27 protein-coding genes are annotated in these 26,639 nt (G+C 61.3%); 17 read left to right on the forward strand and 10 right to left on the reverse strand.

Features of this window, described 5'->3' with window-relative positions; all coding sequences use genetic code 11:
* Positions 1-114: 114 nt before the first annotated feature.
* Positions 115-1,215, forward strand: a complete 1,101-nt coding sequence (locus tag QA645_RS34865; RefSeq protein WP_283045736.1) for an acyltransferase — start codon at positions 115-117, stop codon at positions 1,213-1,215.
* Between the two features lie 126 nt (positions 1,216-1,341).
* On the forward strand, positions 1,342-2,688 hold the full coding sequence (locus QA645_RS34870) for an acyltransferase (protein ID WP_283045737.1): 1,347 nt from the start codon (positions 1,342-1,344) through the stop codon (positions 2,686-2,688).
* A gap of 35 nt (positions 2,689-2,723) precedes the next feature.
* On the opposite strand, the gene QA645_RS34875 is transcribed toward QA645_RS34870, so the two are convergent.
* Genes QA645_RS34875 through QA645_RS34890 form a run of 4 tightly spaced genes read right to left on the reverse strand, consistent with a single transcriptional unit; the run spans position 2,724 to position 7,528 of the window.
* Positions 2,724-3,818, reverse strand: coding sequence for an acyltransferase (locus QA645_RS34875; RefSeq protein ID WP_283045739.1), 1,095 nt, complete (start codon positions 3,816-3,818; stop codon positions 2,724-2,726).
* Positions 3,815-4,918 (reverse strand): acyltransferase, encoded by a 1,104-nt coding sequence (locus QA645_RS34880; RefSeq protein WP_283045740.1) that lies wholly within the window; start codon positions 4,916-4,918, stop codon positions 3,815-3,817. The genes QA645_RS34875 and QA645_RS34880 overlap by 4 nt, the downstream gene beginning before the upstream one ends.
* A 10-nt stretch (positions 4,919-4,928) precedes the next feature.
* Positions 4,929-6,299: a hypothetical protein gene (locus QA645_RS34885; RefSeq protein ID WP_283045742.1), complete on the reverse strand. Its 1,371-nt coding sequence runs from the start codon at positions 6,297-6,299 to the stop codon at positions 4,929-4,931.
* Between the two features lie 8 nt (positions 6,300-6,307).
* Entirely contained in the window at positions 6,308-7,528 is a 1,221-nt protein-coding gene (locus QA645_RS34890; protein WP_283045743.1) for an acyltransferase, read from the reverse strand.
* A gap of 376 nt (positions 7,529-7,904) precedes the next feature.
* Here QA645_RS34890 and QA645_RS34895 point away from each other — a divergent pair, with 376 nt between their 5' ends.
* The 6 genes from QA645_RS34895 (at position 7,905) to QA645_RS34920 (ending at position 14,659) form a co-directional block, all read left to right on the forward strand.
* Positions 7,905-9,260, forward strand: a complete 1,356-nt coding sequence (locus QA645_RS34895; RefSeq protein WP_283045744.1) for an O-antigen ligase family protein — start codon at positions 7,905-7,907, stop codon at positions 9,258-9,260.
* A gap of 63 nt (positions 9,261-9,323) precedes the next feature.
* Entirely contained in the window at positions 9,324-9,959 is a 636-nt protein-coding gene (locus tag QA645_RS34900; RefSeq protein ID WP_254129187.1) for a hypothetical protein, read from the forward strand.
* Between the two features lie 160 nt (positions 9,960-10,119).
* A complete protein-coding gene (locus QA645_RS34905) occupies positions 10,120-10,758 on the forward strand; it encodes a transglutaminase-like cysteine peptidase (protein WP_254129186.1) in 639 nt (212 codons plus the stop codon).
* Between the two features lie 219 nt (positions 10,759-10,977).
* Positions 10,978-11,613, forward strand: a complete 636-nt coding sequence (locus QA645_RS34910; protein WP_283045745.1) for a hypothetical protein — start codon at positions 10,978-10,980, stop codon at positions 11,611-11,613.
* Between the two features lie 27 nt (positions 11,614-11,640).
* A complete protein-coding gene (locus tag QA645_RS34915) occupies positions 11,641-13,884 on the forward strand; it encodes a polysaccharide biosynthesis tyrosine autokinase (protein ID WP_283045746.1) in 2,244 nt (747 codons plus the stop codon).
* 55 nt (positions 13,885-13,939) lie between these two features.
* On the forward strand, positions 13,940-14,659 hold the full coding sequence (locus QA645_RS34920; RefSeq protein ID WP_283045748.1) for a hypothetical protein: 720 nt from the start codon (positions 13,940-13,942) through the stop codon (positions 14,657-14,659).
* A gap of 116 nt (positions 14,660-14,775) precedes the next feature.
* Here QA645_RS34920 and QA645_RS34925 read toward each other — a convergent pair whose 3' ends face one another.
* Positions 14,776-16,200: an undecaprenyl-phosphate glucose phosphotransferase gene (locus QA645_RS34925; RefSeq protein WP_254192223.1), complete on the reverse strand. Its 1,425-nt coding sequence runs from the start codon at positions 16,198-16,200 to the stop codon at positions 14,776-14,778.
* 366 nt (positions 16,201-16,566) lie between these two features.
* Here QA645_RS34925 and QA645_RS34930 point away from each other — a divergent pair, with 366 nt between their 5' ends.
* Positions 16,567-16,893 (forward strand): hypothetical protein, encoded by a 327-nt coding sequence (locus QA645_RS34930; protein ID WP_283045749.1) that lies wholly within the window; start codon positions 16,567-16,569, stop codon positions 16,891-16,893.
* A gap of 122 nt (positions 16,894-17,015) precedes the next feature.
* Positions 17,016-17,750: a metallophosphoesterase family protein gene (locus QA645_RS34935; RefSeq protein ID WP_254129180.1), complete on the forward strand. Its 735-nt coding sequence runs from the start codon at positions 17,016-17,018 to the stop codon at positions 17,748-17,750.
* A gap of 88 nt (positions 17,751-17,838) precedes the next feature.
* On the opposite strand, the gene QA645_RS34940 is transcribed toward QA645_RS34935, so the two are convergent.
* The 3 genes from QA645_RS34940 to rfbC all read right to left on the reverse strand — a co-directional run bounded on the left by QA645_RS34940 (position 17,839) and on the right by rfbC (position 19,824).
* On the reverse strand, positions 17,839-18,261 hold the full coding sequence (locus QA645_RS34940; RefSeq protein ID WP_283045750.1) for a hypothetical protein: 423 nt from the start codon (positions 18,259-18,261) through the stop codon (positions 17,839-17,841).
* Positions 18,262-18,371: 110 nt separating this feature from the next.
* On the reverse strand, positions 18,372-19,268 hold the full coding sequence (gene rfbD, locus QA645_RS34945) for a dTDP-4-dehydrorhamnose reductase (protein ID WP_283045751.1): 897 nt from the start codon (positions 19,266-19,268) through the stop codon (positions 18,372-18,374).
* A 1-nt stretch (position 19,269) separates the two neighbouring features.
* Positions 19,270-19,824, reverse strand: coding sequence for a dTDP-4-dehydrorhamnose 3,5-epimerase (rfbC, locus tag QA645_RS34950; RefSeq protein ID WP_254129177.1), 555 nt, complete (start codon positions 19,822-19,824; stop codon positions 19,270-19,272).
* 85 nt (positions 19,825-19,909) lie between these two features.
* Between rfbC and rfbA the strand changes: the two genes are divergently transcribed.
* The 3 genes from rfbA (at position 19,910) to QA645_RS34965 (ending at position 22,164) form a co-directional block, all read left to right on the forward strand.
* On the forward strand, positions 19,910-20,791 hold the full coding sequence (gene rfbA, locus QA645_RS34955) for a glucose-1-phosphate thymidylyltransferase RfbA (protein ID WP_254129176.1): 882 nt from the start codon (positions 19,910-19,912) through the stop codon (positions 20,789-20,791).
* A gap of 12 nt (positions 20,792-20,803) precedes the next feature.
* On the forward strand, positions 20,804-21,868 hold the full coding sequence (rfbB, locus tag QA645_RS34960) for a dTDP-glucose 4,6-dehydratase (RefSeq protein WP_254129175.1): 1,065 nt from the start codon (positions 20,804-20,806) through the stop codon (positions 21,866-21,868).
* A gap of 89 nt (positions 21,869-21,957) precedes the next feature.
* Positions 21,958-22,164: a hypothetical protein gene (locus tag QA645_RS34965; protein ID WP_283045753.1), complete on the forward strand. Its 207-nt coding sequence runs from the start codon at positions 21,958-21,960 to the stop codon at positions 22,162-22,164.
* A gap of 19 nt (positions 22,165-22,183) precedes the next feature.
* On the opposite strand, the gene QA645_RS34970 is transcribed toward QA645_RS34965, so the two are convergent.
* Both QA645_RS34970 and QA645_RS34975 read right to left on the reverse strand, forming a co-directional pair.
* Positions 22,184-22,453, reverse strand: coding sequence for a hypothetical protein (locus QA645_RS34970; RefSeq protein ID WP_254129173.1), 270 nt, complete (start codon positions 22,451-22,453; stop codon positions 22,184-22,186).
* A gap of 560 nt (positions 22,454-23,013) precedes the next feature.
* On the reverse strand, positions 23,014-23,169 hold the full coding sequence (locus QA645_RS34975; protein WP_283045754.1) for a hypothetical protein: 156 nt from the start codon (positions 23,167-23,169) through the stop codon (positions 23,014-23,016).
* A gap of 588 nt (positions 23,170-23,757) precedes the next feature.
* On the opposite strand from QA645_RS34975, the gene QA645_RS34980 reads away from it, so the two are divergent.
* From QA645_RS34980 to QA645_RS34995, 4 genes are all read left to right on the forward strand, one after another.
* A complete protein-coding gene (locus QA645_RS34980) occupies positions 23,758-23,931 on the forward strand; it encodes a hypothetical protein (RefSeq protein ID WP_283045755.1) in 174 nt (57 codons plus the stop codon).
* 220 nt (positions 23,932-24,151) lie between these two features.
* Positions 24,152-24,403, forward strand: coding sequence for a hypothetical protein (locus QA645_RS34985; protein ID WP_254129169.1), 252 nt, complete (start codon positions 24,152-24,154; stop codon positions 24,401-24,403).
* A gap of 188 nt (positions 24,404-24,591) precedes the next feature.
* Positions 24,592-24,756 (forward strand): hypothetical protein, encoded by a 165-nt coding sequence (locus QA645_RS34990; protein ID WP_283045756.1) that lies wholly within the window; start codon positions 24,592-24,594, stop codon positions 24,754-24,756.
* A 204-nt stretch (positions 24,757-24,960) separates the two neighbouring features.
* A complete protein-coding gene (locus QA645_RS34995; RefSeq protein ID WP_283045757.1) occupies positions 24,961-26,496 on the forward strand; it encodes an EAL domain-containing protein in 1,536 nt (511 codons plus the stop codon).
* Positions 26,497-26,639: the final 143 nt, after the last annotated feature.

Here is a 26,639-nt window from a genome sequence, read left to right on the forward strand (position 1 = left end):
CGCCTTATCGCTGCGGCATTGCCTCATCCATCATCATCGCGCCAAAAAATCAGGATTTGACCGATCACTGATGCGATCGGTAAAATCGAGCATCAGCGCGGCATTGAGGCGACATTGACGGATATCGAGGGTGCGCGGTCCCCCAAGGGCGGGATCGTACCGGGAATTCAATACCTGCGCGGTTTTGCAGCCATTCTGGTGGTGATCTGGCACGTCAACTGGCTGGTCAGCCTGCCGCCGTCTTACGGTGAGAGCCCGTTTGCGCTTGCCGAAACCGGCCTGTTCGGTGTCGCAATCTTCTTCGTCATCAGCGGCTTTATCATCACGATTGTTTCATTCGGCCCGATCCGCAGCACGCGCGCCGAATTCTTCGGCCGGCGCTTCCTGCGCATCATTCCCTTCATGTGGGTATGCGTGATCGGATACAACCTGCTGTCGATGGCCGGCTCGGCGAAGATCGATCTCCTCCCGGGCCTGCGCGCCATGGCGCTCTGGCCGATCGGAGAGCTGCGGCCCCACGTGGTCTGGACGCTCAGGCACGAGTTCATTTTCTACATCCTGTTCGCAATCACCATGTTGCGGCCGCGACCCCTTTCATACGTGCTGGCCGCCTGGTTCCTTGCGCCGCTGGCGTGGTACGCGGCGTCTCACTGGCTCGCGTGGCCGGAACTGCTGCAGCCCGAAGGTTCAGGCCTCGCGCTCGCCACCGTGGTCGGTTACGGCAACATCATGATGCCCAACCTTCAGTTCGGCATGGGATTTGCGCTGGGTCTGCTGTGGCTGAGGGGGAATCCCATCGTGCAGCGCCGCTATCCTGCAGCATTCCTGCTCACACTCGCTGCGACGGTCCTGGCAACGGCCCTTGTCGGGGCGACACTGTCGGAAGACAACGGGCTCCGCGCCCTCTGGTGGACGCTGTTCGCGACGCTCGTCGTCTGGCTGGGCATCGTCTCGACCGAGAAGCCGGGACCGCTGCATTCCCTCGGCATGCTGCTCGGCGACGCCTCCTATTCGATCTACCTCACGCACGCGGCGACCGCAGTCGTGCTGATTCAGATATCCGCGCGGCTCCACAATCCATTGCCGACCGCGCTGTTCGTCGTCGCAGCGGTGGTCGCGTCGGTCCTCGCCGGGATCCTGATCCATTGGTATGTCGAGCAACCGCTCATTGCCTATTGCCGCCGGCTCGGACGCCGCCGTTCCATTGTCGCATAGCGGCCATCGGTTGGGTGAACGCCGCAATTCGATGCTATGCCAAGCCGGCCGCACGGCCATGAATTGGCTTCAACTCCACGGCATCCGCAGATGCCGCCAAAACAGGCGCATGAAAGGCTGACGAGAATGTCGCAACCGGATCGAGACGCAGAGCTCGCAACCGTTTCGTTGCCGGGCGCCCTCGGCCGCGAGCGCCCCTCCGCTCCGACGCGGCTCCGGCGGCTGCCCGACACCATCCAGTCGGGCCTGGCGCGCCACGAAACCGCGGAAAGCATTCTGGCCAAGAACAAGGGTCTCGGACCCGGCTTCAACATGATGCGGCACCTGCTGTCGCTGGTCATTCTGTCGCATCATTGCCGTGTCGCGGTTGCCGGCCTGTTCGCCGGCGCCGTCTTCGTCAAGAAGCTCGATGAACCGGGAATGGCCGTCTATGTCCTCAAGGACCCCGGCGCCGCCGCCATCGACAAGATGGGCGGACTGACCGCGCTGTCCTTCAGCCACCTCCATGCATCCGAAATCATCCAGGAGCTGCTCCGTCCCGGACTGATCGCGCTCGTCGGGATGTTCTTTGCGCTCAGCGGCTTCCTGGTCACCGGCAGCGCCATCAGGAATCCGGATCTCAAGACCTTCTTCATCAACCGCGTGCTGCGGATCGTCCCGGCGCTCAGCGTCGAGGTGACGCTGTGCGCGCTCGTGGTCGGACCGCTGCTGACGCAATTGCCGCTGTCGCAATATTTGACCGAGTACCAGTTCTACCGCTACTTCGGCAACATCGTCGGTCACGTCACTTTCGAGCTGCCGGGCCTGTTCCTGCACAATCCCTGGCCGGAAATGGTCAATGCCAATCTCTGGACCCTGCCCTGGGAGCTCTGGTGCTACGTGTTCGCCTTCGCGCTGCTGCTTGCGCGCATGATCTCGGACGAGCCGCGAAAGATCCGCTGGATCACGTTGCTGGTGGGCGTAGCGCTCCTCATCGAGCTGGTCGCCTACTTCATCGATCCCGCGACCTTCAACGTCCGGTCCGATTCGACGAGGCTGGCAGGCTGGTACCTCGTCTTCATGTTCTTCTTCGGCATGCTGTTCCGCCTGCATGCGAAATACGTGCCGATCCACTGGGCGATCTTTGCCGCCTCGGCGCTCTGCTACGCCGCGATCATGTGGCTCAACGTCCTGCTGCCGCTGGCCGGGATCTTCCTGACCTATTGCACGGTCTACATCGGCATGCAGAGCTTCAAAGCATTCGATCGCCTGTTCAGCCAGGATCTCTCCTACGGCATCTATCTCTACGGATTCCCGATCACGCAGGCGACGATCGACATCTTCCAGCGCGTCTTAGGGCCCGATCACCGCCTCTCGCTGGCGGTGATCCTGCCGATCGTCATCGTGCTGACGCTCGGCTTTGCGGCCTTCTCCTGGAACGTCATTGAAAAACCGGCGCTGCGGCTGCGCCGGTTCTATCAGAGGCCGGCCTGACGGAGCCGCGCGTAGCCCGGTTCCGGATCAGCAGGTCAAGCCGGGCTGCGCTCCACCCTCTTTCCAAACAAGGCGCTCCGGAACGTGCTGTCGATCAGGCGGCGGAAACGGACCTCGATGAGTTCGTAGCTCATCGCGCTGGCGATCAGCACCAGCACTGTCCCGATGACCACGAAGCCCGACCACAGCAGCCATCGATCGTATCCGCGGTCGACCAGCTTCAGCCCCATCATCTGCAGCGGAAACAGCATGAAGGGATGGACCAGGTAGAAGCTGTAGCTGATCTTGCCGAGATATTGCAGCGGCGACGCCTTGAGAACCGTCGAGACGCCGGACCCCGGCGCGAGCACCATCCCGAACAGCAGGAAACCGGGAATGAGGCTGACGAAGGGATGAAAGAGGTCGAGCGCTGCGTACATCGCGGCAAAGCAGATCAGGCCCGCAGCCAGTCCCAGCGGACCGGACACAGGAATACGGATGTTCGTGGCACTGAACAGCATGCCGATGCCGAAGAACGCCGCGATCGGCCAATAGAGCAAGCAGATCACCGCCACCACCATCATCGGCGCCGCCAGCCACCAGTTCTTGAGTTGGATCACCGCGCAGAAGGTCAGCGCAAACCAGATGTAGAACGCCCATTCATAGGTCAGCGTCCAGGCGTTCTGCTGCGCGATCGGCAAGCCGAGCGCATTCTGCAGGAAGAACAGGTTTGCGATGAAGACCTCGATATAGCCCGGCAGGTCCAAGCCGCGGAAGAACTTGTATCCGACGAACGGCCCGACCAGGAACACCGTCAGGTGCAGGATGACGAAGAGCGGCATGATGCGCAGAACGCGGTCGTAGATGAACTTGCCGATCGACGCATGCCGCACCAGGCTTGCCGGAATCAGGAAGCCGCTGATCATGAAGAACAGCTCGACTCCGTGGCCGCCCGAGTTGAGCACGGCTTGAAGCCACGGCCAGATCGGCGGCAGGAAGCCTGCGACGGGCCCGTCAGGCATGCCCCCCTTCGGCATGTCGCGGAAGTGACAGATCAAAACGGTGAGCGCAGCAATTCCACGCAATCCCTGAATTGACGGCACGAAGGCGCCGCCGGACTCCGCGTAGGTTTTTTCGTTTTGGCTGCTCATTCGGCCCCCTGTCCCCGCAGCGACGGCTGAAGCCCGACCGCGGTAAATGCCTGCGAACGAAACCGGTGACCGAACGCCACCATCGGCTTCTCCACAGTGAGATAGTTCAACCAGCTGACCAGGATCGACCCCAAAGCAACTCCGATCACAAAGAGGGACCATTGGCCCGGGCTCTGACCCGTTCCGAAATACTGCACGATCACCACAAGCACGTAGGGCCCCATCAGATAGACCGAATAGCTGATGCGGCCGACAAAGGACAGAACGCCAGAAGCTCCGCGCTCGCCGAGAGCGGCAAACGCCAGGAACAAGAAGGCAGCTCCGATATAGGCGGCCCCCATGCCGTAAGCGCAGAAGAAATTGTCCTGATAATCCACGCCGTAGCGCCGATAGGCGCAGGCGGCCGCATAGAGCACGTAAAGCAGTGTGCAGACGGCGACGTGGCGCCATTGCAGACGCTCGCCGATCACGGCATCGCGCACCACCTTGCCGAGAAACATCGCCGTCAGATCCAGTATGAGCTCGAGCAAGCCCCAGACGAGATGGTTCTTGACGAAGGGAAAGGCCACGATTGCGGTCAGAGAAGCCGCGACGACGATGCAAATCGCAGTCCAGCGCGCCCTGAGGAGCCCGATCGCAAACAACGCGATGCATCCGACATAAAAGATCAACTCAACAGCAAGCGTCCAATATCCGATGTTGAGGTTCTGGATGTTCATGAACATCTGCAACATGGTGATGTTGGCCAGGATCTGCGACAGGGGAAACGTCTTCCCCTCGAACGCCGGCGCAATGAGCAGGACCACGACGATCGACACCCAATAGGCGGGGTAAAGCCTGAAAAAGCGGCTGATCGCAAAGTCGCGGATCGGCGCGGAGCTGTTCGGAAAGCTGTTTGGAATCACGAAGCCGCTGACGAAGAAGAACAGCACGACGCCGAACCGGCCGAAGTTGAAATACTCGCCGACCGCATTGTGGAAGAACCGATAATAGTCGCCGGCCGCCTGGTTCAGCACGATCTGCTCCAGCGCGTGCTGGAGCAGCACCGACAGAACAGCGATGCCGCGTAAGGTATCTATGAATGCGAGACGCCTGTGCATCACCGGCCCTTCAGCCCGATTCGCTTAATCTGGGCGTGGCTCCGCCCATGGCCGGGACGCCTTGAGCAGCCGCATTCGGAGGCAGCGCGAAGCGCCGCTTCAGCTTCCCTCCCTGGAAGACGAAGGAAGCACGCTTGGAGAACACCCCACTGAAGATGAACGACATCAACAACAGACCCGACGCCGGCCCGTAGTCGGCCACAGTGACGCTGAAGATATTCAGCACGAATGTGAGGGACAGTTTGTAGACATCGGTCGTCAGCAACGTCGCACGGATGACGAAGAACATGAAGACGACGAAAGGCAAGCCAAACATCAGGAAGGTGACGAGATAGAAATTGTCGACCGGCACCCAATACGACGTCAGGTTTGAAAACTGGTTCATCGGATAGTTGAAGCAGCCGACACCGCAGCCGGTGATGTAGCCGACCGGCATCAACTGGGACATGAAGATGAACGGCTTCTGCCAGCTATTGTTGATCCGGTCGACCAGGCTGAAGAGGAAAGCCTTTTGGCCGACAGACGTTCCGCCAAAGACCAGGATCAAGAAGATGGGAACGAGGATCGTGGCATAGGACCATGCCGCCAGCATCCTCAGGGTCGGGAAGCGCATATTTTCAGGCATGGCCCGGACGACGAGCAACGCCATCAGATAGATGGCAAGAACGCCCATGGTCGTCTTACTCGTCGTCAGCTTCAAGGCGTAGAGGGCAAGCGCGCCACAAACGAGGCACCACAACACGTTCTTTCGTATCGACGTCATGACGAAAGCAACGAGAATGAAGAGACTAACGACGGTGCTGTCCTCACAGAAACCGGACAGCCGCTGTTCGGAGCCCGCCCACCACAGGCGCCCCGCCTGTCGCTTCACGCCGAACGCCTCATAGGTGTAATTGAGCCACGGCGCCTTCCAATAGGCCGACACGACCACGCCGAAGATCGACGCGTAGAACAGAACCGTCATCAGCAGCAGAAGCTTCTTGTAGGTCCCGGTTTCCGCGTCGCAAAAGCTGAAACCGATGAAGACGGGCAGGATCATCTTGAAGGACGAGGCGAGCGCGGTGGTGTTGCCCAGGAAGAGATAGCCGATCCCGAGCGACAGAAAGATCCACACCAGCACGACCACGGCAATGATGCTGCGGTTCTGGATAATGCAGCGATTAATGAACAGGAAGAGACAGACGAACCCGAAGGCATCCGGTATGAACCAGATCGGGCTCAGATGGGCGATGTAGAGATAATATCGGGCGGCCGCCGAGAAATCGTCGCGCAGGAAATATGTGGCCATCGCAACGGCGTCGAGGCTGAACGCTCCCCACATCAGCACGGGGAATCGCAACAGCGGCATTGTCCGGCGCAGCGCTAGCGTTGTCGTCGTCATATTCGTCCTTAGCTCGAAAGGCGTGTAGAGGGTTCGGCCGGTGCCGGCGAATACGTCAACGCTCCGCGGAACATGTTCCGCACCAGCCTGGACCCAGGCAATTCAATCCACCGATACGTCAATTGCGAGAGAGCGAGTACGGCGCCGAGCACGATCAGCAGATTGAGCGTGGGCGCCAGTCCTGGATGGATCGCTTCCAGCCTGTCCACCGCCGGCTTGCCGGCAGCGCGAACAAAATACTCGGCAAGCAGCACGACGAAGGCGTGAACCATGTAGATCGAGTATGACCGCTGACCGAGCCATAACAATGGCCTGATCGTGAGCGTAGCAGGAACGACGGCGGCCTTCGGAAACGCCAATAGCGAGCCAAGGAGCACGGCAAAGGTTACGGGCGCGAGATAGCTGGCCCAGGGATATGCTTCGGTCAGCGACACATGCGCCACGGCTGCAACCGCGGCCGCAAACTGAATGCCGCCCTGAAAAGCGGGGCTGATGTCACGCGGCAGTACCTCGACCGCTTTCACGGTGAGCACGCCGAGAAAGAAGCTGGTGAAACATCGCAGCAGCCCCCAATCAAACTGGACGTCCAGTTGAGGCGTCGCGATCACCAGCGTGAGAATCAACCAGCTGCCGATCGCCAGAGCGACGGCCCCGACATAAAACCAGGCGAGCGAATTGAGCCGCTGCGCGGCCAGCAGCATCAGGCCGAACACCAGATAGGTGTAGAATTCGACGCTGATGCTCCAGCTCGGCGCATTCCAGTTCAGGTACTGAACAAAGCCCAGCGAGTGCAGCAGGAAGACGTTCAGGAAAAACGAATAGCCGTTGTTGACTTCAAAGGCCGCGGGAGCGGTCACGACGACGCCCGCCATCACCAGGCCAAGCCCGATGCGCGCGAGACGGAATAGCAACAACACCAGAAGCATCACGATGTGCAGCGGATAGACGCGCGCGAACCGTCGAACCATGAAGTCGCGCAGGGAGAAGCGCCCGAAATCGGTCTGCAGATAGCTCAACGACATCACGATGCCGCTGAGCACGAAGAACAGGTCGACCAGAAATCCGCCACTGCGGAAGAACGCACAGTCGATCCACGAACGATTCGGAAATGCCGCAAGAAAGGTCGGCATCAGGATCACATGGTGAATCACCACGGTGACCGCGGCAATTCCCCGAATGCTGTCCAGAGTGAGGACATGCGCTTTCTCGCGATGAGCGGGCACCGTCACGGCAATTTCCTAGTACCTTGCAGTGCAGCATTTCTACTGGGCATTCGATTTGAATACAATGTCCCGCCCGCACTCGTCGCATGCATATCGATTGGAGGTGTCGCCCATATCGAAGGCATTGGCACGACGGTTAATTTGCCGCAGGAAATGCACCCGGCAGGTGGCGAACGAATCGGCCGCGTGCCTCGGGATGTGCAGCTTGCCATCTGCAGGACAACAAGCTGATCGCGCCACACACCCTTCGCGTTAATGCTGCTCGCTTTGCATGTTCGCGAACTGTGCAATTAACCTATTCATTCGGCACGAATGTGGCAAAAGAGCACCCAGCTTCGGGAACTGGAATGCGGAGCCGCGCTGCGGCTCTCGGGAGTTGATCTTGTACAAGGTTTCGCGGTTTACGGCGATCGGGGTATTCATGCTGGCCCCGCTGCCGTTCGGCTCCGCCGAGACGGTCTGGATCTGCATCTGGACGGCGCTGCTCGCGTTCAGCCTCGCCACCGCCGACCTGCGCAGCGCGACGCTCGATGATTTCTACCTGTTGCTGCCGTTGTTCGCCGTTCTCGTCGTCGTCGCAGCCGTGATCACGGTCCAGTTATGGCCGAATTCACCTCTTCACGAGGTCGATGCGGCGTGGGCGGTGGCGCGAGGCGTGGTGGGAGCAGATCTGCCCGGCCGCGTCTCGGTCACCGCCAACGGGCCATGGCTCGCATTCGGCTATCCGCTATTGTTTGTGCTTGCCTTCACGCGCGCCGTCTACATCGCCACCGACGCGGAGAACGCGCGGCAGCTGCTGCGCATCCTCGCCTGGACGGGGCTTGCCTATGCTCTCTACGGAATCCTCGCGGGGATCGGCGATCCGACCTCGCTCCTGTTCCGCCGCAAGGAAGCCTATATCGGCTTCGTCACGGGCACATTCGTCAACAGGAACACGGCTGCGACCTTCTTTGCGAGCTGCGCCCTGCTGTTTCTGCTGCCATTGCTGCGCTTCATCTATCGGCAGGATCGGCCAAGTCGACCGCCTTCGCGGCAAATGACCGCACTGATCGCATATTATCTGTCCTCCCCCGTGGCGCTGGGAAGCGGCTTTGTCGTCTGCATGGTTGCGACGGCGATGACAGGCTCGCGCGCGGGGCTTCTGCTGCTGATCCTGACGGTCTTTATGGCGACCGCGCTCTTCTTCGCACCGCTGCGCATCGGCAAGCTTCGCCGCTGGGGCTGGCTCGCAGGAATCGCGGTGGCAGCGCTGTTGCTGTTTCAGCTCGTCGGCGGCGCTGTGGCGGGACGAATCCTGACTTACGGCCTCGTGGATGAACAGCGGTTCACGATGTATCGAACCGTACTGACAATGATCCAGGAGCATCCGCTGCTCGGGATCGGCTACGGAAACTTCGAAAGCGCATTTCCCGCCTATCGGCCGGATTCACTCGGAAGTCTCGGAGTTTGGGACCGCGCGCACAGCACGCCGCTCGAGCTTGCAGCCGAGCTCGGCCTTCCTGCTGCTTGTTTGATTATAGTCACATGTCTCTGGTATCTTTACCATTTGTTAAATGGAAGCTTGCATCGGCGGCGTGACCGCTACATACCGATCATCGGTGCAAGTGTGGCGACGCTTGGCTTCCTGCATACGAGCATCGATTTCTCGTTGCAGATTCCAGGTTTCGGCGTGTTTTTTGCGGCGATCACAGGCTGCGGGCTGGCGCAAAGCAGGCCCTCATCCGAGCAAAAAAAGTAGCGTAATTGCGGTTTTGGCAATATGTTAAGTCAAACTTTTTCGATTGCATGGTTGGGGAGCTGAATGCGTATTTCCGTGGGGCTCGGGGCTGCCTTGCTCGCCATGACGGCAGCGACGTCGACTTTTGCAGCACAGAACGGCTGCGTGCCAAATCCCGCAGTGACGTCTGAGGGGGCAATCCAATTTCTTGGTAACCCTGCCGCTCTGCTCGACCAGTTCAAGGACGGTCAGGGCGGTCTTGCTTCGCAGGTCCGCGATCTCCTGACCAATCGCCCGGAAAGCCTGGAAGGCATGGCCTCGCTGGCCAAGGCGAGTTCGGATGACCAGGGCCGTGCAATTGGCGCGGGAATGGGCACCGCCGCTGCGGTCTGCGTGCTGACGCAGCCCCAGTTCGCCCAGCAGATCCAAGAGGTCGCGCTGAAGACCGAAAAGCCGGGGCTGATCCAGTCCTTCACGAGCATCACCGGCGACATTCCGACCGAGGCCATCACCGGCGCGGACGCCAACGGCGACACCACCGCAGGTGGCGGACAAGGGACGACACCAACCCCGAGCTCGGGCGGCGCGATCAGCCCCCCTCCGCCCCCCTCGTTTAGTGCCGGAGCGGGCGCTGCTTCCCAGTCAACGACAACGACGACGACCCTGTTCGCGGCATCGACGGGGACCTCGTCGCTTACGGCCACTAGCCCGTCGCGCTAGCCCGGAACGAATTCAACCCCAGCGGATTGATTAACCAAACCGGCCACGTGCAGACGTGGCCGGGTCATTTGCATTCAATTTTAGAGGTTCGGGGAACCTGCCTCTAAAATCTTTTGTGCGACACCTGTTGCGTCAAGAAAGACGGATAACGGGGAATGACATGAAACTGTTGTACGCGCCGTTGCTCGCAGCCCTGATTGCCTGCGCCGGCAACACCGCGAAGGCCGAGTCGGACAGCACGCAACGTCCGGCCGGAGCTTCGTTCATCGAAGAATTCGACAACGCACTCGCGCCGATGAACTTCGTCAAATTCTGCATGAAGAACGATGCGGAATGCGGCACCGATGTCAGCGAGCGCTCGTTGCCGCCTGCCGACACCGCCATGGCGATGCTTCGCCAGGTGAACCTCTCGGTCAACGAATCGATTGCGCCGATGCGCAAGCCGACGGATCCGGTGACCGCAAACTGGACGGTCTCGCCGTCAGCGGGTGACTGTAATGACTACGCAGTCACCAAGCGTCACCAGCTGATCGCGATGGGATGGCCACAGGCCGCCCTGCGCCTTGCGGTTGTGCGCATCGATGGCGGACAGGGTCACCTGGTGCTGGTGGCCCGGCTTTCCGACGGCGACGTGGTGCTGGACAATCTGTCCGCGAGCGTCCGCCCCTGGAATTCGCTCGGCTACGAATGGATCTCGATGCAGTCCGGCGCCAACCCGCGCTTCTGGGTGAACATCGGCGATCATGGACGCAAGCTCCGCGAGAAGCGCTTCGCTTCCCTTTCGGGTTCGTCGCTCTGATTGTTGCGCCTCCGGATCCCACTTCTTAAGCGGATCGTGTATATCAACGCCCGTGGCTCGCGCCGCGGGCGTTGCCGTATACCCTGTTCGCAACAGGTCATCGCGCATTGTGAAATTTGCTATGAATCTCCGGGGTTCCAGACTATATTTTGCACCGCACAAGAATTTGACATAGTTAAGCGCGACACTCGGTTTGAGCGAAGTCTTGCGGCGATTTGAATGAACGCGATGAGTGGTTTGGGCCTGCCTCAACGACGACAATCTTCCGATCGTGCCTCAGGTGGTTTCTTGGGCGGATTTCGCGCGGCACTTGCTCTCGCAGTGCTGATGCTGGTGTGCGCTGCCGGCCGTTGCGAGGCGCAATGCGTCGAGCAGGGGGAGCGTGTGTCCGCGGAGATCTTGAAGGTCTTCCAGATGGAGCCGACGTCGCTCCTGCGGGACCGCGACGTCCGCGGCGACCGCAACAAGCTCACGGGTCGCCTTGCAGCCTATGTCGTGAGTGACATCACGATTCTGTCCGCGGTGCGCGCGCTCGTCAGCGAATCCGCCAATGTCGAACGGACCTCGATCGGCATGGCGCTGCGCCGGGCGCAGCTGATTTGCGTGCCGCGCAAACCCGAGAACGCCCAGAAGATCAGTCAGTTCGTGCAGAAGCTGTCAGACTCGGCCGTGAGCGCCGGCTACTCCGCGGAGCTCGAGGCTGTCGAATTCAATCCGAATGCGGTGGCGTCCCCGTCGGGAAGTGCGCCAGGGTCGGCGACCAACAAGCCTTCTGGTTCTGCCAACAGCCTCATGTCCGGCGAGTGGAGTACGGATGTCGGCGATCCGTTTGCTCCTGCGCCGCTCCCCCAATAATCCCACGTCAGGTCGATGAACATTCAGATGTATCAGCCCAGAGAGCAATTCCAGCTGCAAGAGAGGTCCGCCTTCGATTTGGCGGGGTCGTCTCTCAGCCTCGAGCGCATCATTGGCATTCTGCGCCGGCAGTGGCCTGTCATCGCGGGGGTCGTCGGCGTCGCGGTGGCGATCTGCCTCGTCTACCTGCTGACGGCGACGCCGATGTATACGGCGAACACGCGCATCCTGATGGACACCCGTCAGACGCAGGTGCTCGACAAGGACAACGGCACGCCCAACGCGCTGATCGACCCCGGCTTCGTCGATAGCCAGGTCGAGATCATCACCTCGGACGATCTGATCCGGTCCGTCGTCCGCCGCATGAATCTGACGGAGGATCCCGAGTTCAACGGCTCGGATCCGGGCCTGCTGCCCGCCATTATCGGAAAAGTCATCGGGCTGTTCGGATCGGACGGGCCTGCCTCGAAGGAACGCATCGAACGCGGGACGGTCGCTGCGGTCGAGAACAACCTCAAGGTCGAGCGCCTGCTGACGACCTACGTCCTGTCGGCCAGCTTCCGCTCGCGGGACCCCGACAAGGCGGCCCAGATCGCCAACGAGATCGCCGACGCCTATATCGTGGGCGCGCTCGACGCGAAGTATCAGTCCACCAAGCGCGCCAGCGAATGGCTGCAGCAGCGCAGTGCCGAGTTGCGCGAGCAGGCGACCGCCAGCGATCGCGCCGTGCAGACCTTCAAGAGCCAGAACAATATCGTCGGCACCAGCCGCGGCCTGATGAACGAGCAGCAGCTCACCGACGTGAACACGCAGCTCATCCAGGCGCGCGCGGCCACCTCCGAGGCCAAGGCACGGCTCGACCGCATCGAGGCGATCAGCGACAAGGATCTTGCCCAGCCGACGGTCACCGACGCGCTGAACAATCCCGTCATCACCCGCCTGCGCGCTCAATATCTCGATCTGCAGGCGCAGTATTCCGATTGGTCGGCCCGCTACGGCAAGACCCACCAGGCCTCGGTCAATCTCGCCAACCGCATGGAAGAGCTGCGCAAGTCGATCGCGGACGAAGTCAAGCGTATCGGCGACGCCTATCGCAGCGACTACGAAATCGCCAAGAGCCGCGAGACCTCGCTGGAGGAAAACCTCAAGAACCTGGTCAGCCAGGCCGGCAACACCGGCCAGGCGCAGGTGAAGCTGCGCGACCTCGAGAGCGCGGCCGACACCTACCGCAACCTGTACAACAGCTTCCTCGAGAAGCAGCAGCAGGCGATGCAGAACCAGAGCTTCCCGATCAGCGAATCCCGGATCATCAGCACCGCTGTGAAGCCGGACCGCAAGAGCTCCCCCAAGACCGTGCTTTCGCTGATCGGCGCGCTGTTCGGTGGCCTTTGCTTCGGCCTGGGCGCTGCCTTCGCCCGCGAGATGCTGAGCGACGTGCTGCGTTCTCCGATCGAGGTCGAGGACGAGATCGGCGTCAAATGTCTCGGAGTGCTTCCGGCCATCGGCGCCAAGGCGATGGGCTTGCCGAAGGTGCGCGGATCGCGACCGCCCGACGGCGGAGCCGACGCCGGCCCGCTCTCCCGCTACGTCATCGACCATCCCTTCTCGCGCTATGCCGAGACCATGCGCAACATCAAGGTCTCGATCGATCTCGCCCGCCTGTCCCGCGAGGTGAAGGTCATCGGCATCGTGTCGTCGCTTCCGAAGGAAGGCAAAACCACGGTTTCCGCCAACTTCGCGCACCTCACCGCATTCACAGGCAAGCGCGTGCTGCTGATCGACGGCGACCTCCATACGCGTTCGCTCACCAAGGAGCTCGACCCGACCGCCAAGAGCGGGTTGCTCGAGGCTCTCAAGAGTCCGCAATCGGTCGGACATCACATCCGGCGCAGCGCCGAGACCGGCCTGGATTTCCTGCCCTCCTTTGCCGTCACGCGCATGGTGAACTCCGCCGACATCATGGCATCGAAGGCGATGGCCGATTTGTTGACGCTGCTGCGTAACGAATACGACTACATCGTCATCGATCTTGCACCGGTGATGCCGGTGACCGACGCCAAGGCCATCAGCCACCTCATCGACGCCTATATCTATGTCATCGAATGGGGCCGCACCACGCGTACCGCCCTGCAGGAATCGATGTCGAGCTCAGAAGGCATCCAGAAGAAGGTGCTGGGCGCCGTTCTCAACGGTGCAAACCCGAAGATGCTGAAGCGCATCGAGGGCTACAAAGGCTCGCACTACAACGCGTACTATGTCGAGGGAGCCTAAGGCCGAAGCCGGCGCATCTCGCCGCTCGCGCTGGCTCGCGCGCGGCGCCAATTGCTTGCTGGCGGCTTCCGCCCTGGCATGGGCGGCATCGATCCTTCCCAACCTGACCGATCCCACGGTCTCGCGGGTTGCCCGGCAAATCGCCGCCGGCGAGAGCTACGATGCGCAATTGCTGAGGCGTATCGTCGCGGCGAACCTGCCCGCGGCTCAGCACCAGTGCGAACCGAAGGCACTTCGGGAGTTGCTCGTCCTGCAATTGTCGGCCGCCGACATGACCGTCCGCGGCACCGACCTGACGCAGGCGGATGCGGACGTTGATGCGGTCCAGCGCATGAGCAGGATCCTGCTGGGATGCGCTCCGACCGAATCACTCGGATGGCTGGCAGCGTTCTGGGCCGGCTCGCGCCAGGACGGACTAACGGCCAAAACGGTCGCTCTTCTCGGCGAATCGTACCGCCTGGCACCGCATGAGGTCTGGCTGCAAATGATGCGCGTGCCCCTCGCCTTCCGGGCATTCGACGCGCTGCCCACGGCGTTGACGGACGCGACAGTGCAGGATTTCAACGACGTCTTCCATGACCGGCTGTATCCGAGCGCAGCCGTCCTCTACGTCAAGGCGCCGGCGTCGACACGCGGCAGACTTCTCGATCTGACCTGCGACGTGTCCGCCAGGGAGAAATTGGCTTTCTGGTATCTGGTCAGGGACGCCGGAGGAAAGATCCAGCATCGCTGCTATCCGGCAGACGACCGCCCGCGCTATCTGCTCGAGAATTAGCGGCTGCGCCCGGCTGCACCGCTAGCGCACGGACAGGAGCACTGCGCCTCATCAGCTCTCATGAGATCGATGCGGTAGAGAACGTTCTGCCGACGACCGGCAGAGGCTCGCGCTTCTCAGTAGGCTTCCTGATGGATCAGGGCCAGAGCGGTCTTCAGGATGATCCTGATATCCAGCCAGATGCTCCAATTGCTGACGTACCAGACGTCATACTCGACGCGCTTCTCCATCAGGTCGATGGTCGGCGTCTCGCCGCGGAAACCGTTGACCTGAGCCCAACCGGTCAGGCCCGGCTTCATGTGGTGCCGATACACGTAGTTGCTGATCAGCTGGTCGTAATAATTGTCGTGCGCAAGCGCATGCGGCCGCGGTCCGACCAGCGACATCTCACCGCGCAGGACGTTCCAGAGCTGCGGCAACTCATCGATGCTGGTTCGTCGCAGCACGCGACCGACGCGGGTGACCCGGGCGTCAGACTTCGTCGCTTGCGTCACGGTGTGGCCATTCTCCGCCACCGTCATGGAACGGAACTTCCAGATCTGGAACGGCTTGCCGTTGAACCCGCGCCGGGACTGCTTGAAGATCACATTGCCCATCGAGTCGAGCTTGATCATGATCGCCGCCGTCATCAGCAGCGGTGCCAGCAGCAGCAGGGCAAACGAGGCAAGGCCGATATCCAGGCAGCGCTTCTGCGCTCGCTCGTACACGGTCAGCGGCGCGCGCTGGATCTCGATGGCCACCGTGCCGCTGACCGGCTGGAACGGCCGCGAGACCAGATCGGCGATCGGAAAATCCGGCAACAGACGAATCGGCTGGGGAACCACGCGCAGGTGCTGGCTCAGCTTCTGGAGCAGCGGCATCTCGTCCCAGTCGATGACCAGGAGATATTCCTCGACATCAGCCGCGCGCGCCTGGCGGACGACGTCGCGAATCTCGTGATCCCACCCCTCACCATCTTCGGACGGGCCGAGAACGAAATGACGCACGACATTGAAGCCGTGCTTGCGCAAATCCTTGAAACGGCTCGACGTGAAATCGAGCGGCTTCAGGCTGAGCAGCACGACCTTGCGGTCGACCAGGCGGCCTCTCGCATAGCTCGAGTTCAGCGCGATGCGCCACAGCACCCGGAGACCACCGAGGGCAGCACCACCGGTCGCAGCGAACAGCAGCGTGGTTCCGCGCGACAGATCCGCCGACGATTTGAGCAGGAACGCCTCGACCGCGAGAATGGTCAGCGAGATCGCCCAGATCGCGAGCGTCTTGCGGAGCTGCCAGACCGTGTTGAGCAGACGATGGTGATCGTAGATGCCCTGGAAGTAGGAGATCGTCACGAACACCGCGGCGACCACAAGGCCCGCGCCGACCGACGAATCCTGTTCGGCAACGAGCAGGCGATACAGACCGCTCGCCGCGAAATAGCTCAGCAGGAGTGCGAGAAAGTCACCCGCGATCAGAGCGATCTGGAGGGGACGTTGGAGGGCACCGCGACGGTTCGATATAGCCGAATAATAGTTTTCCGAACCATAAGTTGCTACAGCCATCCGAACCTCGCTGCCTCGTCACGCATTCGCAACCGCCGATTGCATGCAGTCGTTTTAAATTTGGGGGTGCGTCTTCGACAATGTCTTAACTAAACAAAGCAACAATGCGGCACCGCACCTAAAAAATCAAATCTATTTTCTGCAATACAGCACCCGCTTTCTGCAACACGGCGCTCGCATTCGCGCATGCTCAAAGTGTTGTCACAGGCCTGACATCTAACTGAGCATCGCGCCGTATTTCGCATCAAATCATTCTAGTTTTAAACATATTTGCGCGCGCATTTGAACGGTTGTTCAACCCTGTTACTTAAGCCGACCTTAGGCCGGCGCCATTAACACTCGTGGCAGTTTCGAGGGAGTTGTGCCGTGAGTGCCGTCGCCATTTTCAGTCTGCTGATCGGATCGTTGCTTGGAGGCAGATTCCGGATTTTTATTCTGCCTCCGGCAATCGTGCTGGGCGGAGCGATCATTGGCGCGGTCTCGGCCTGGCAGGGACAAGGCGCCGCTCACATTGTCGTTATGATCGTCGTCTTTGCGAGCTTGCTGCAGCTTGGCTATCTCTGCGGCGCGCTTCTGGTCCGCTCGCGTGCGGCAGCGTATCGCACCGAGGCCGCAGCGTCGTTCGACAGCCCGCAGCTTCGGTTGAGCGCACCCAGCGCGGCAAATCGACACCTCATCAGACCACACGGGTGATCAAGGCGGTTGCACGAACCGACGTTCACATGGCGTCGACAAAAAAAGCTGCTCGTGCGGCCCCAAATTCGTCGATAGCATATTGACATCTCGGGCGAAGCTCTCTGAAAGAGTTGGACCTCATGGTCACGACCCCGACTCAGACCTCGCCCCGGCCGAAGCTGCCGAACGGCGTGCGAATCTACGCACTCAGCGACATCCACGGCTGCGCGCATCTGCTTGAACAGATGTTCGCTGTCATCGATGCGGACATGGCGAACAGCCGGCCCTATCGCGCGATCGAGGTCTTTCTCGGCGACTACATTGATCGCGGACCGGACTCACGTCACACCCTCGATCTGCTGATCGACCGCAGCCGCCGCCGCAACACGGTCTTTCTCAAGGGCAATCACGAGGCCTATTTCACCTCGGTGCTGGATGATCCCTCGCGCACAGCCGACTGGTTTCAGTTCGGCGGGCTCCAGACCCTGATGTCATACGGGATCTCGGCAGCGCCCGATCTCAGCAAGGACGAACAGTCGGATCTCGTGCGCGAACTCACCTCCGCGATGCCGCCACAGCACATTGCGTTCCTGCGCCAGCTGCGGCCGACCTTCACATGCGGCGACTTTTTCTTCGTGCATGCCGGCGTTCGTCCGGGAATCCCGCTGTCCGAGCAGCGCGAGCAGGATCTGCTGTGGATCAGGGACGAATTTCTGCAGAGCAAGAAGCGATTCGGCAAATACGTCGTGCACGGCCATACGCCGGTGCGCCAAGCCGAGCTGCTCGAGAACCGCGCCAATATCGACACCGGGGCGTACGCGACCGGCAACCTGACCCTGTTGTCGATTCAGGGCAACAGCATGCTCGCGATCTAGCTAGCGTTTTCGAGCGAAGTGGACACCGGTTCGCGTCAAGAAAACGCGTCAAAACAAAATCCGGCGCGCCCGCGCACGGCGCGAAGCGTCAATTGGTCTGGCTGGCCGGCGGCCGGTATTCCGGGAACCGGCTGAGCATCGCGGCCTTCAGGAATTTGAAATGGGCGATCGAGGCGCTGAGCTCCTTGAGCCTGCGCTGACCGTTGAGGATTTCCGTGTCGAACAGATCCTGATGGTGATTGTCCAGCGCTTCGCGCTCGAGATATTCGTCATTGCCGTTGCCGATGGTCACGGCCGCGCGCGCCAGCACGTCCTCGACCCGGCGGTTCAGACCTGATTGCTCACGCTCCGCGGCCTGCAGCGCCTCCTCGATTGCGCTCATGATGCCTTCGATGCGCGTGCGATCGGTCTCGGCGTCGCGCTCGGGCGAGCGGGCACGGAACGTTTGCTCTCCGCCGAAGCGGTCTTTCAGGAAATTGTGAGTGCGGGCCCGCAAGAAGAGCTGAAACATGCGTGCACTTTCCGGTTCGAGGCGCCAAACCGGAAAATGGGCCCTGGATGGTTAACAAAGTTTAAAGGCCGCGGAACGTTGTGCTCCGATGCGGCCGCGTGAACAGGCGTTCAAATCGTCGCCTTGAAAGCATCCAGCTCGCGATCGAGCGCCTGTTGCCAGCTCGGCGGCGTAACGCCGAACTGCTCGCGCAGTCGCGTGAGATCAAGGCGGGAATTGGAGGGCCGCTTCGCCTTGACCGGAAATTCGTCCGAGCGGATTGGAACGATTTCCTTCACGGCGAATTGCACGCCTCTCGATCGCAGCCCGGCAACGATCGCAGTCGCAAAGCCGTGCCAGCTGGTCTCGCCCCCGCAGACCAGATTGACGACGCCGCCGCGCTGCTCGAACGTCTTGCGAAGGTCGTCGTCGCTCCGCGGCAGCATCGCAACCACTGCTTGCGAAATCGCATCGGCTGTCGTGGGCGCGCCGATCTGATCGGCGACGATCCGCAACTGCTCGCGCTCTCCGGCGAGCCGCACGATCGTCTTGAGAAAGCTCGCACCCGTCGCGGAATAAACCCAGGACGTCCGCGCGATCACATGCAGGGCACCCGCCTCGGCAATGGCCTGATCGCCGGCGAGCTTGCTTTGGCCGTAGACCGAGAGAGGACCCGGCGTGCTGTCCTCGCGCCACGGACGATGACCGGAGCCGTCGAAGACATAGTCCGTCGAAAAGTGCACCAGCGGCACGCCGCGGGGCGCCGCCCATCGGGCGATCGCCTTGGGAGATTCCGCGTTGATCCGGAACGCAAGCTCTCGCTCGTCCTCAGCACGATCGACGGCGGTGTAGGCGGCGGGGTTGATGATCAGATCCGGCTTGATCGAATCCAGCTTGCCTGCAAGCTCGTCCGGTCGCGAGAAATCGAACTCCTCCAGCTCCGGCGCAACGACATCGGCGCGTCCCTTGAGCAGCGGAAGCAGAGCTCCGCCCACCTGCCCAGCAGTGCCCGTCAGAAGAATCTTCATGTCAGACCTCCCCGTAGCGCGGGAGGTTCTTCACATCTGCGAGCAAGGGCGCATCGGCATCCTTGGCCGACAGCGCGGGATCTGCGAGGCCCCAGTCGATACCGATCGCCGGATCGTTCCATCGAATCGAGATCTCATCCTTCGGGCTGTAGAGCGCGTCGCATTTGTAGAAGAAATCGGCCGTCTCGGAGAGAACGGCGAAACCATGGGCGAAGCCGCGAGGAACCCACAATTGCCGTCGATTCTCCTCATTCAGTTCGACGGCGACATGACGCCCAAAATTTGGGCTACCGACGCGAATGTCGACAGCAACGTCCAGGACTCTGCCGCGGAGCGCCGTGACCAGCTTGCCCTGCGCGCCCGGATTTTGTAGGTGCAGCCCACGCAACACTCCATGACGCGAGCGTGACAGATTGTCCTGAACGAACGGCCGCGCAACCCCGCTCTGCGCGTAGCGCTCGAATTGGTAGGTCTCCAAGAAAAAGCCGCGTTGATCGCCGAATAGCTTCGGCTCGATGATCAAAACCTCTGGCAGATCTGTCTTGATGATGTTCATTCCAGCGACTTCAGCTCCGCACGTACAACAATCTTGTGCAGCGCACACTATCTGATATTTTCGAATTGGTAAACCAGAGGGACCTATGAAGGGAATTATACTCGCTGGCGGAACAGGCTCGCGCCTTTTTCCCGTCACGACAGTGGTGTCGAAGCAGCTGCTTCCGGTTTTCGACAAGCCGATGATCTACTATCCGCTGTCGACGTTGATGCTCGCTGGGATCCGCGACATTCTCATCATCTCGACGCCGCAGGACAAGCCGCTGTTCCAGCGCTTGCTTGGCGATGGATCGCAGATCGGCGTCAACTTCTCCTATGCGACACAGGACACCCCGCGCGGTCTTGCCGACGCCTTCATCGTCGGACGCGAATTCGTGGGATCGGATTCCGTCGCGCTGGTTCTCGGCGACAATATCTTCTACGGCCACGGACTTCCGGAGATGCTGGCCAGGGCGGCAGCACGCAAGAGCGGCGCCACGGTCTTCGGCTACGTCGTCAACTCGCCCGAACAATACGGCGTGGTCGAGCTCGATGGTGACGGGCGTGCGCGCTCGATCGAAGAGAAGCCCAAGCAGCCGAAGTCGAATGTGGCCGTCACTGGCCTCTATTTCTACGACAACAGCGTGGTCGACATCGCGGCGGGGATCAAACCTTCGGCGCGGGGCGAGATCGAGATCACCGACGTGAACAACGCCTATCTCGCGCGTGGCGACCTGTTCGTCGAAGTGCTCGGGCGCGGGTTTGCCTGGCTCGACACCGGCACGCACGCCTCGCTGGTCGAAGCCAGCCACTTCGTTCAGATACTGGAACAGCGCCAGGGCTTGCGCATCGCCTGCCCCGAGGAAATCGCGTTGCGGCGCGGTTACATTTCTCTCGAGGCCTTCAAGAAGGTTGCTGAGAGGACCGCCAAGAGCAGCTACGGCGAGTATCTGCAATCGGTTGCCCGCTCCTTCGCCGCTCACGACTGAGGCAAATCACACATGCGTTTCGAAGGCTCAACGATTTTCGTCACGGGCGGTGCAGGCTTCATCGGCTCTGCAGTCGTCCGTCATCTCCTCCGCGACACGCACGCGCGCGTCGTCAACATCGACAAGCTGACTTATGCGGCGAACCTCGAGTCGATCCCCGACGCCGAGGCCAATCCGCGTTATGCATTCGAGCAGCAATGCATTTGCGAGGCTGCCTCGCTCCGCAAGCTGTTCGAGAAGTACCAGCCCGCCGCGGTCATGAATCTCGCGGCCGAGAGCCATGTCGATCGTTCGATCGACGGCCCCGGCGAATTCATCCAGACCAACATCGTCGGCACCTTCACGCTGCTGCAGGAGGCGCTGCGATACTGGAGGGGGCTGAGCCCGGACCGCCGCTCGCAATTCCGCTTTCTCCACATCTCCACAGACGAGGTGTTCGGGTCGCTCGGCAAGGACGGTTACTTCACCGAGACCACGTCCTATTCGCCCAACTCGCCCTACTCGGCGAGCAAGGCGTCGTCCGACCATCTGGTGCGCGCCTGGCGCGAGACCTACGACCTTCCGACGATGGTGACGAACTGCTCGAACAATTACGGGCCGTATCACTTTCCCGAGAAGCTCATTCCCCACATCATCATCAAGGGGCTCGCCGGCGAGCCGCTGCCGGTGTACGGCGACGGACAGAACATTCGCGACTGGCTCTACGTCGAGGACCACGCCAAGGCGCTCACGCTCGTGCTCGAGCGCGGTGCAATCGGCGAGACGTACAATGTCGGCGGCCGAAACGAGCGCACCAATTTGCACGTCGTCGAAAGCATTTGCGACATGCTGGACGAAATGTCGCCACGCACCGCAGGTCCCCGGCGCGGCCTGATTTCGTTCGTCGCCGACCGCCCCGGTCACGATCGCCGCTACGCGATCGATGCTTCGAAGCTCGAGCGCGAGCTCGGATGGCGCGCCGACGAGAATTTCGAAAGCGGCCTTGCCAAGACGGTTCGCTGGTTCTTCGACAACCGCGACTGGTGGCAAGCCATTCTCGATCGCGGCTACCAGCAGAAGCGCATCGGCCTCGGCTAGGGATCGACCGCCCCCTTGGTGGCAGCTGCCGTCCCGCAAGATGTGACGGCAGCCGACCACGTCGATCCGCAAGAGGGACTCACACAAGGATGCACGAATCCTATTTCGTCTGGATTCGCGGCCTGGATGGTCGTCCGAAGCCGCAGATCTGGGACGCGGAGCAGTTTTCCGGGCCGGAATGGAAGTTCAGGCACGTCATGGCCCGACATGCTCTTGACGCAAGGGTACGTGGGATCGGGCTGGACCGCCTCGCGAAGCTTTTTCCCGCGCCGCCTGTCCCGGACGAACTGGCCTGAGATTGGAGCCTGTAAAAGGCTAGAGGTAGGGCCGATCGACGCGGCTTTGCGCCATCCAGACCTTCCATGCGTCTTCATGCTTGGCATAGAGCTCCAGCCAGCGCTGCTCGCCCGGAGCAGGCTGAGAGCTTCGCTCGATCCAGATTGCTCCGGTTCGACCGGCATCCGGCTCGCTGTCGAGCCGCTCGAACTCAAAGGTCTCCTCGAGCGTGAGCCCGATCAGAACGCGCCTGCCGACCGCATCGACAAAATATCGCCGCGGCGCATTGTTGTTCCTGACGCTCGTCATAGCGAACCTCTTTCGCGATCCACGGGCCGCTCAGACCAACCGGACGATGCCCGCAAGCCCGAACGGCCAGGGGCAAATTGCCGGACCATCCGCGTCGGATTCCAAAACTCAGTCACGCACGCAGGGACCATCAAGTCCCGCAAGAACCGTGCGCAACTTAGTGAGGGCATGCGAGCGGAACAATATCGGGCACGACCTAACCTGCCTCGTATGGTTACCTTCGCGCGGCGCGGTTTCGGCTGAATTCGCTCAGAACGCACGGCGCGCCCTGGCAAACGACAGGTGCTGGCGCTGCCAGGCAGCCTGGACCGGTCGCTGTTCCCTGCGCGCCCGCCGCCCGCGCATCGCATAGCCGATGCAGAAGCCGACGAAGATTGAAATCAGAATCGAAACCCAACTCATCCGAGGTCTTTCACTTTGGCCGCGCGTCCGCCGCCTCCTTTCGGAGTGCGAACATTCTCACCTTCGAGTTGTGTCGAGATCGTGATCGCGGTCGCTGATTTTGTCGTCACAGGCGGGAATTTTTGGGCAGCAGCGTGCTTGCTTCCTGGCCGTTCGCGTCAGCCAAACAGCCAGAAGAAGAATTTCACCGACAGCAGAACGATGAAATAGGCCCACCCTGCCATTGCGATCAGCGCAATGCCGAGAAAGGCACCTTCGAATGCCCGCTCTCTCATCTTCGATAGAGGCTTTGTAGATAGCGTTTTTTGAAGCATCTCGATCTTCTTTTTCTTGTATCGCTCGCGCGATCATAGCCGAATGAATTCGACGATCTCGTGACGGATGCAGACGAGAAACGGTCGCCGCGCATGCGGACTCCATCACGACAGCGATCTTCAACGAATTTTGAATCGATGCGGCCCGCAACGTCGGAACGCGGAACAATTTTTCCGACGACGCGTTTGTGCGTAATTTTTGCGAATCAAGAGTTTGCAACTTTCACGTGAGTCCTTCCGACTGCATGTGAAGTTTTGCAAGCTGTCTTGCGGACAGAGCGGAGACCGGTTCGGCGGCAACCGGACGTGGTGGCGGGATGTCAGGTCGGATGGTCGCGAAGGTCGCCGATTGACGCGCGACAAGGAAAACCCCGGAATTGTACGGAGCGCCAAGGGCTGATTTCCTCGCGGTAAGGTTGAGGGGTTAGCTTAATCCCCGTTGTTTGTTGCGAAGTCTCACCGATCGCATATCCATCTTCGCACCGGGCTTTCCCCAAGAGCCCGGCCCCACCCAAGCAAAGCCGTCGAGCGACATGGGTCCGCTTGGCGGCTTTGTCGTTGTGTCGATGGAAGAGGATGATTTCGGTTATGGCGCGGAAGCCCTGGTCGTTCAAGGAAGACCGCCGGCTCATGGAGCTGGCCAAATCTTCGACGTCGTTGGAGGACGCAGCGAAGCAGCTCGGGCGATCGCCCGACGCAATCAAGCGAATGGCCTTGCGTCTCGGCCTGGCGCTGAAGTCGAAGGCCGCCAAGAAGGGCTAGCCGGCTTATGCCGCGCGAGCGACAATTCGTGGATGCGGGCCATTGCCGTCGGCACCGGCCGAATGCAAGTCGCAAAACGACGCATTCCGGACGTCGCAGCGCTCTCGATCTCTCCGCGCCCGGATGTTAGGCTCTCCAATTGAACGTCGGCTTTTTTGTTACCGAGGCATTTGCTCGACGGCCTCGGTATCCGATCGATAATCTGTTGGAGGATTGCACCATGTTGTCCCGCGCTCTCGCCGTCGCCTTGCTCCTGGCTCTTCCTTCCGTGGCGTCGGCGCAAGTTCCCGTCGGGTTCGGTTTCCCGAAGGGGGCACCCTGGTGTGCGTTTGGCTTCGATTGCCGATTCCTGAATTTCCACGAATGCGCCGACCGGATCTATGACCCCGCGCATAACTGCCTCAAGAATCCCTACTTCGCGGCCCGCTACCCGACCAATGTCGACAAGGGCTGGTCCTACAATCGACGTTGAACGCGGCGCGCCGCCGACGCCATCGTCCTGGCAGCGAACCGATCCTCGTCGCGCTTGCCCCGACGGGCCGCACCCGCGGATGACGAGAATTTGAGCGGCGCCGCGATCGCTTGCCCAACCCTCGATAAACGGAACTCCCGGGCCGCCTCAGCATTGCTCCCTTAGGGAATGCGGGGGCGGAGCCCATCATGGCAAACTCTTTCCTAATTGTGATGTCGATTTGGCTCGCCATTAATGTCCTGGTCGCGGCGTGGCGATTGTGGGTGAGCCGGCCCGATAGCTGGAACATTGATACCCGCGCCCGCCATCTCGGTCCCGTCAGGGTGAAATCGCAATTGCGCCGCCACGCCTGACGCCGCCGACATCACCGGTCGCGCCGGAGGCCTTTCGGGCGTTCCCGGGACTGTCAACTGGCGTCATGCAACCACACGCGATCGCCTTAAACCCTATCTTAGCGCCTCCGAGGTTAGAGTTCTGGTCATTCTCTCTTAACCTCTGCGGGCCGGATGAAAGCAACACGGCCGATACTTTCACTGGCAGTGCTCGTGCTTGCGGGCATGGTTGCGTTCGCCCTTGCCGGTCACATCGCGGCGACACGGTTCATCCGGGATCAGCAAGCGCGCCAGCTCGACGAGCTGACCGAAGTCGTGCTGCGCCGGTCCGAATTCGCCGTCGACTTCGCGACCGCGAGCCTTGACGAGCTGGCCGGCCGCGGGCTCGCCACATGCGCCCCCGCCTCGCTCCAGGCGATCCGCCTCCACGTCTATCAGCGCTCCGCCGTGAAGGACGTCCGCCTCGTCAATTCGGACGGCTCCGTGATCTGCTCGGCCTATTCGGAGACGCTCGAATTCGACAAGGGCTGGGTCGATCGGGCCGACATGCTTGCATCCCGCGATTCGAAGCTGATGCTGTTCCGTGTCGAGCAGTTCGGCGGCGACGCGCTCGGCGTGCTCAGGGACATCGGCGACAACAAGGCACTGGTCGCCATTCTCGGCATCAACTCCAGCCTGTTCGACATCATGCCGGCCGAGCTGCGCGCCCATGGCGAGGTGCTGCTGGCACTCAAGAACGGCGCACAGCTCGGCGAGTTCGCGCTCGACGCCGACAAAACGCAGGCGCATCCGATTGAGTTCGAGAAAGGCTCAGCGCGCTATCCGTTGCGCGCGGTCATCCGCATCGACAATTCCGTGCTGTCGACCTGGAACAGCGAGATCTATTGGCCGGCGATGGCGGTCGCGGTCACACTCGGTGTGCTGTTCGGGGTCCTGTTGTCGCGGACGCGGCGCATGGAAGGACCCGTCGCCGATCTCGATCGCGCGCTGGCGCGGGGTGAATTCAAGCCTTACTTCCAACCGATCTTCGATCTCCACACCGGCGAGATCAGAGGCTGCGAGATGCTCGCGCGCTGGTTGCGCGAGGACGGCACGGTGGTGCCGCCGATGAACTTCATTCCACTGGCGGAATCCAGCGGACGGATCGAGGCCATGACCTGGCAGCTGCTCGGCCGCGCGCTGGCCGACCTCCAGCCGCTTCTCAAGGCCGACAAGGATTTCAAGCTCTCATTCAATGTCGTTCCCAGGCACCTGCTCGGCGCAGGGTTCGTCGAAACGCTTCGCAGCACCGTCGCGGCAGCACGGGTGTCCGCGCGGCAGATCGTGCTCGAGGTGACCGAGCGCGACGAGCTCGACGATCTCGCGCGCGCCGCGGCCGTGGTGGGCGAGTTGCGCGACTACGGTTTTCGCGTGGCCATCGACGACGTCGGCGTAGGCCATAGCGGACTGTCGCGATTGAAGGGGCTCGGTGCCAACACGATCAAGATCGACAAGTTCTTCGTCGACACCATCACGGTGGACGCCTCGACCACGACGATCGTTGAGATGCTGGTGGCGCTCGCCCGGGATTTCCACATGACCGTGGTTGCGGAAGGCATCGAAACCGAGGAGCAGGTCCGCGCGCTGATCTCGTGCGGCGTCGAAGAGGGTCAGGGCTATCTCGTCGCCGCGCCCCTGCCCTTGGCGAAATTCAGCGAATTGCTGGCGTCGCGGCGTGCCGCGACCGTGGCTCCGGCAGGCGATACCGCGCTGGTGGCGTAGGCCTGCCCGGCTGGTCCGAATTCGGACAGTTGCGATCCGCACCATGTCCCGGTGCGAACCACCTGTCATGAAGGCGCCATCGAAGAGATACGCCCCTTAACGATATTTTCCGCTTTCGAGAGCGGCACGCCGGTCGACCGGCT

The organism is Bradyrhizobium sp. CIAT3101 (assembly GCF_029714945.1).
GTDB lineage: Bacteria > Pseudomonadota > Alphaproteobacteria > Rhizobiales > Xanthobacteraceae > Bradyrhizobium.

Coding starts and splice junctions, on each gene's coding strand:
- QA645_RS34875 (WP_283045739.1), bottom strand. CDS start 3,818: ATGAGCAGCCAAAACGAAAAAACCTACGCGGAGTCCGGCGGCGCCTTC.
- QA645_RS34995 (WP_283045757.1), top strand. CDS start 24,961: ATGGTTGCGTTCGCCCTTGCCGGTCACATCGCGGCGACACGGTTCATC.
- QA645_RS34970 (WP_254129173.1), bottom strand. CDS start 22,453: ATGACGAGCGTCAGGAACAACAATGCGCCGCGGCGATATTTTGTCGAT.
- rfbC (WP_254129177.1), bottom strand. CDS start 19,824: ATGAACATCATCAAGACAGATCTGCCAGAGGTTTTGATCATCGAGCCG.
- QA645_RS34915 (WP_283045746.1), top strand. CDS start 11,641: ATGTATCAGCCCAGAGAGCAATTCCAGCTGCAAGAGAGGTCCGCCTTC.
- QA645_RS34925 (WP_254192223.1), bottom strand. CDS start 16,200: ATGGCTGTAGCAACTTATGGTTCGGAAAACTATTATTCGGCTATATCG.
- QA645_RS34935 (WP_254129180.1), top strand. CDS start 17,016: ATGGTCACGACCCCGACTCAGACCTCGCCCCGGCCGAAGCTGCCGAAC.
- rfbA (WP_254129176.1), top strand. CDS start 19,910: ATGAAGGGAATTATACTCGCTGGCGGAACAGGCTCGCGCCTTTTTCCC.
- QA645_RS34975 (WP_283045754.1), bottom strand. CDS start 23,169: ATGCTTCAAAAAACGCTATCTACAAAGCCTCTATCGAAGATGAGAGAG.
- QA645_RS34910 (WP_283045745.1), top strand. CDS start 10,978: ATGAACGCGATGAGTGGTTTGGGCCTGCCTCAACGACGACAATCTTCC.
- QA645_RS34885 (WP_283045742.1), bottom strand. CDS start 6,299: ATGACGACGACAACGCTAGCGCTGCGCCGGACAATGCCGCTGTTGCGA.
- QA645_RS34870 (WP_283045737.1), top strand. CDS start 1,342: ATGTCGCAACCGGATCGAGACGCAGAGCTCGCAACCGTTTCGTTGCCG.
- QA645_RS34990 (WP_283045756.1), top strand. CDS start 24,592: ATGGCAAACTCTTTCCTAATTGTGATGTCGATTTGGCTCGCCATTAAT.
- QA645_RS34980 (WP_283045755.1), top strand. CDS start 23,758: ATGGCGCGGAAGCCCTGGTCGTTCAAGGAAGACCGCCGGCTCATGGAG.
- QA645_RS34905 (WP_254129186.1), top strand. CDS start 10,120: ATGAAACTGTTGTACGCGCCGTTGCTCGCAGCCCTGATTGCCTGCGCC.
- rfbD (WP_283045751.1), bottom strand. CDS start 19,268: ATGAAGATTCTTCTGACGGGCACTGCTGGGCAGGTGGGCGGAGCTCTG.
- QA645_RS34940 (WP_283045750.1), bottom strand. CDS start 18,261: ATGTTTCAGCTCTTCTTGCGGGCCCGCACTCACAATTTCCTGAAAGAC.
- QA645_RS34900 (WP_254129187.1), top strand. CDS start 9,324: ATGCGTATTTCCGTGGGGCTCGGGGCTGCCTTGCTCGCCATGACGGCA.
- QA645_RS34880 (WP_283045740.1), bottom strand. CDS start 4,918: ATGCACAGGCGTCTCGCATTCATAGATACCTTACGCGGCATCGCTGTT.
- QA645_RS34965 (WP_283045753.1), top strand. CDS start 21,958: ATGCACGAATCCTATTTCGTCTGGATTCGCGGCCTGGATGGTCGTCCG.
- rfbB (WP_254129175.1), top strand. CDS start 20,804: ATGCGTTTCGAAGGCTCAACGATTTTCGTCACGGGCGGTGCAGGCTTC.
- QA645_RS34985 (WP_254129169.1), top strand. CDS start 24,152: ATGTTGTCCCGCGCTCTCGCCGTCGCCTTGCTCCTGGCTCTTCCTTCC.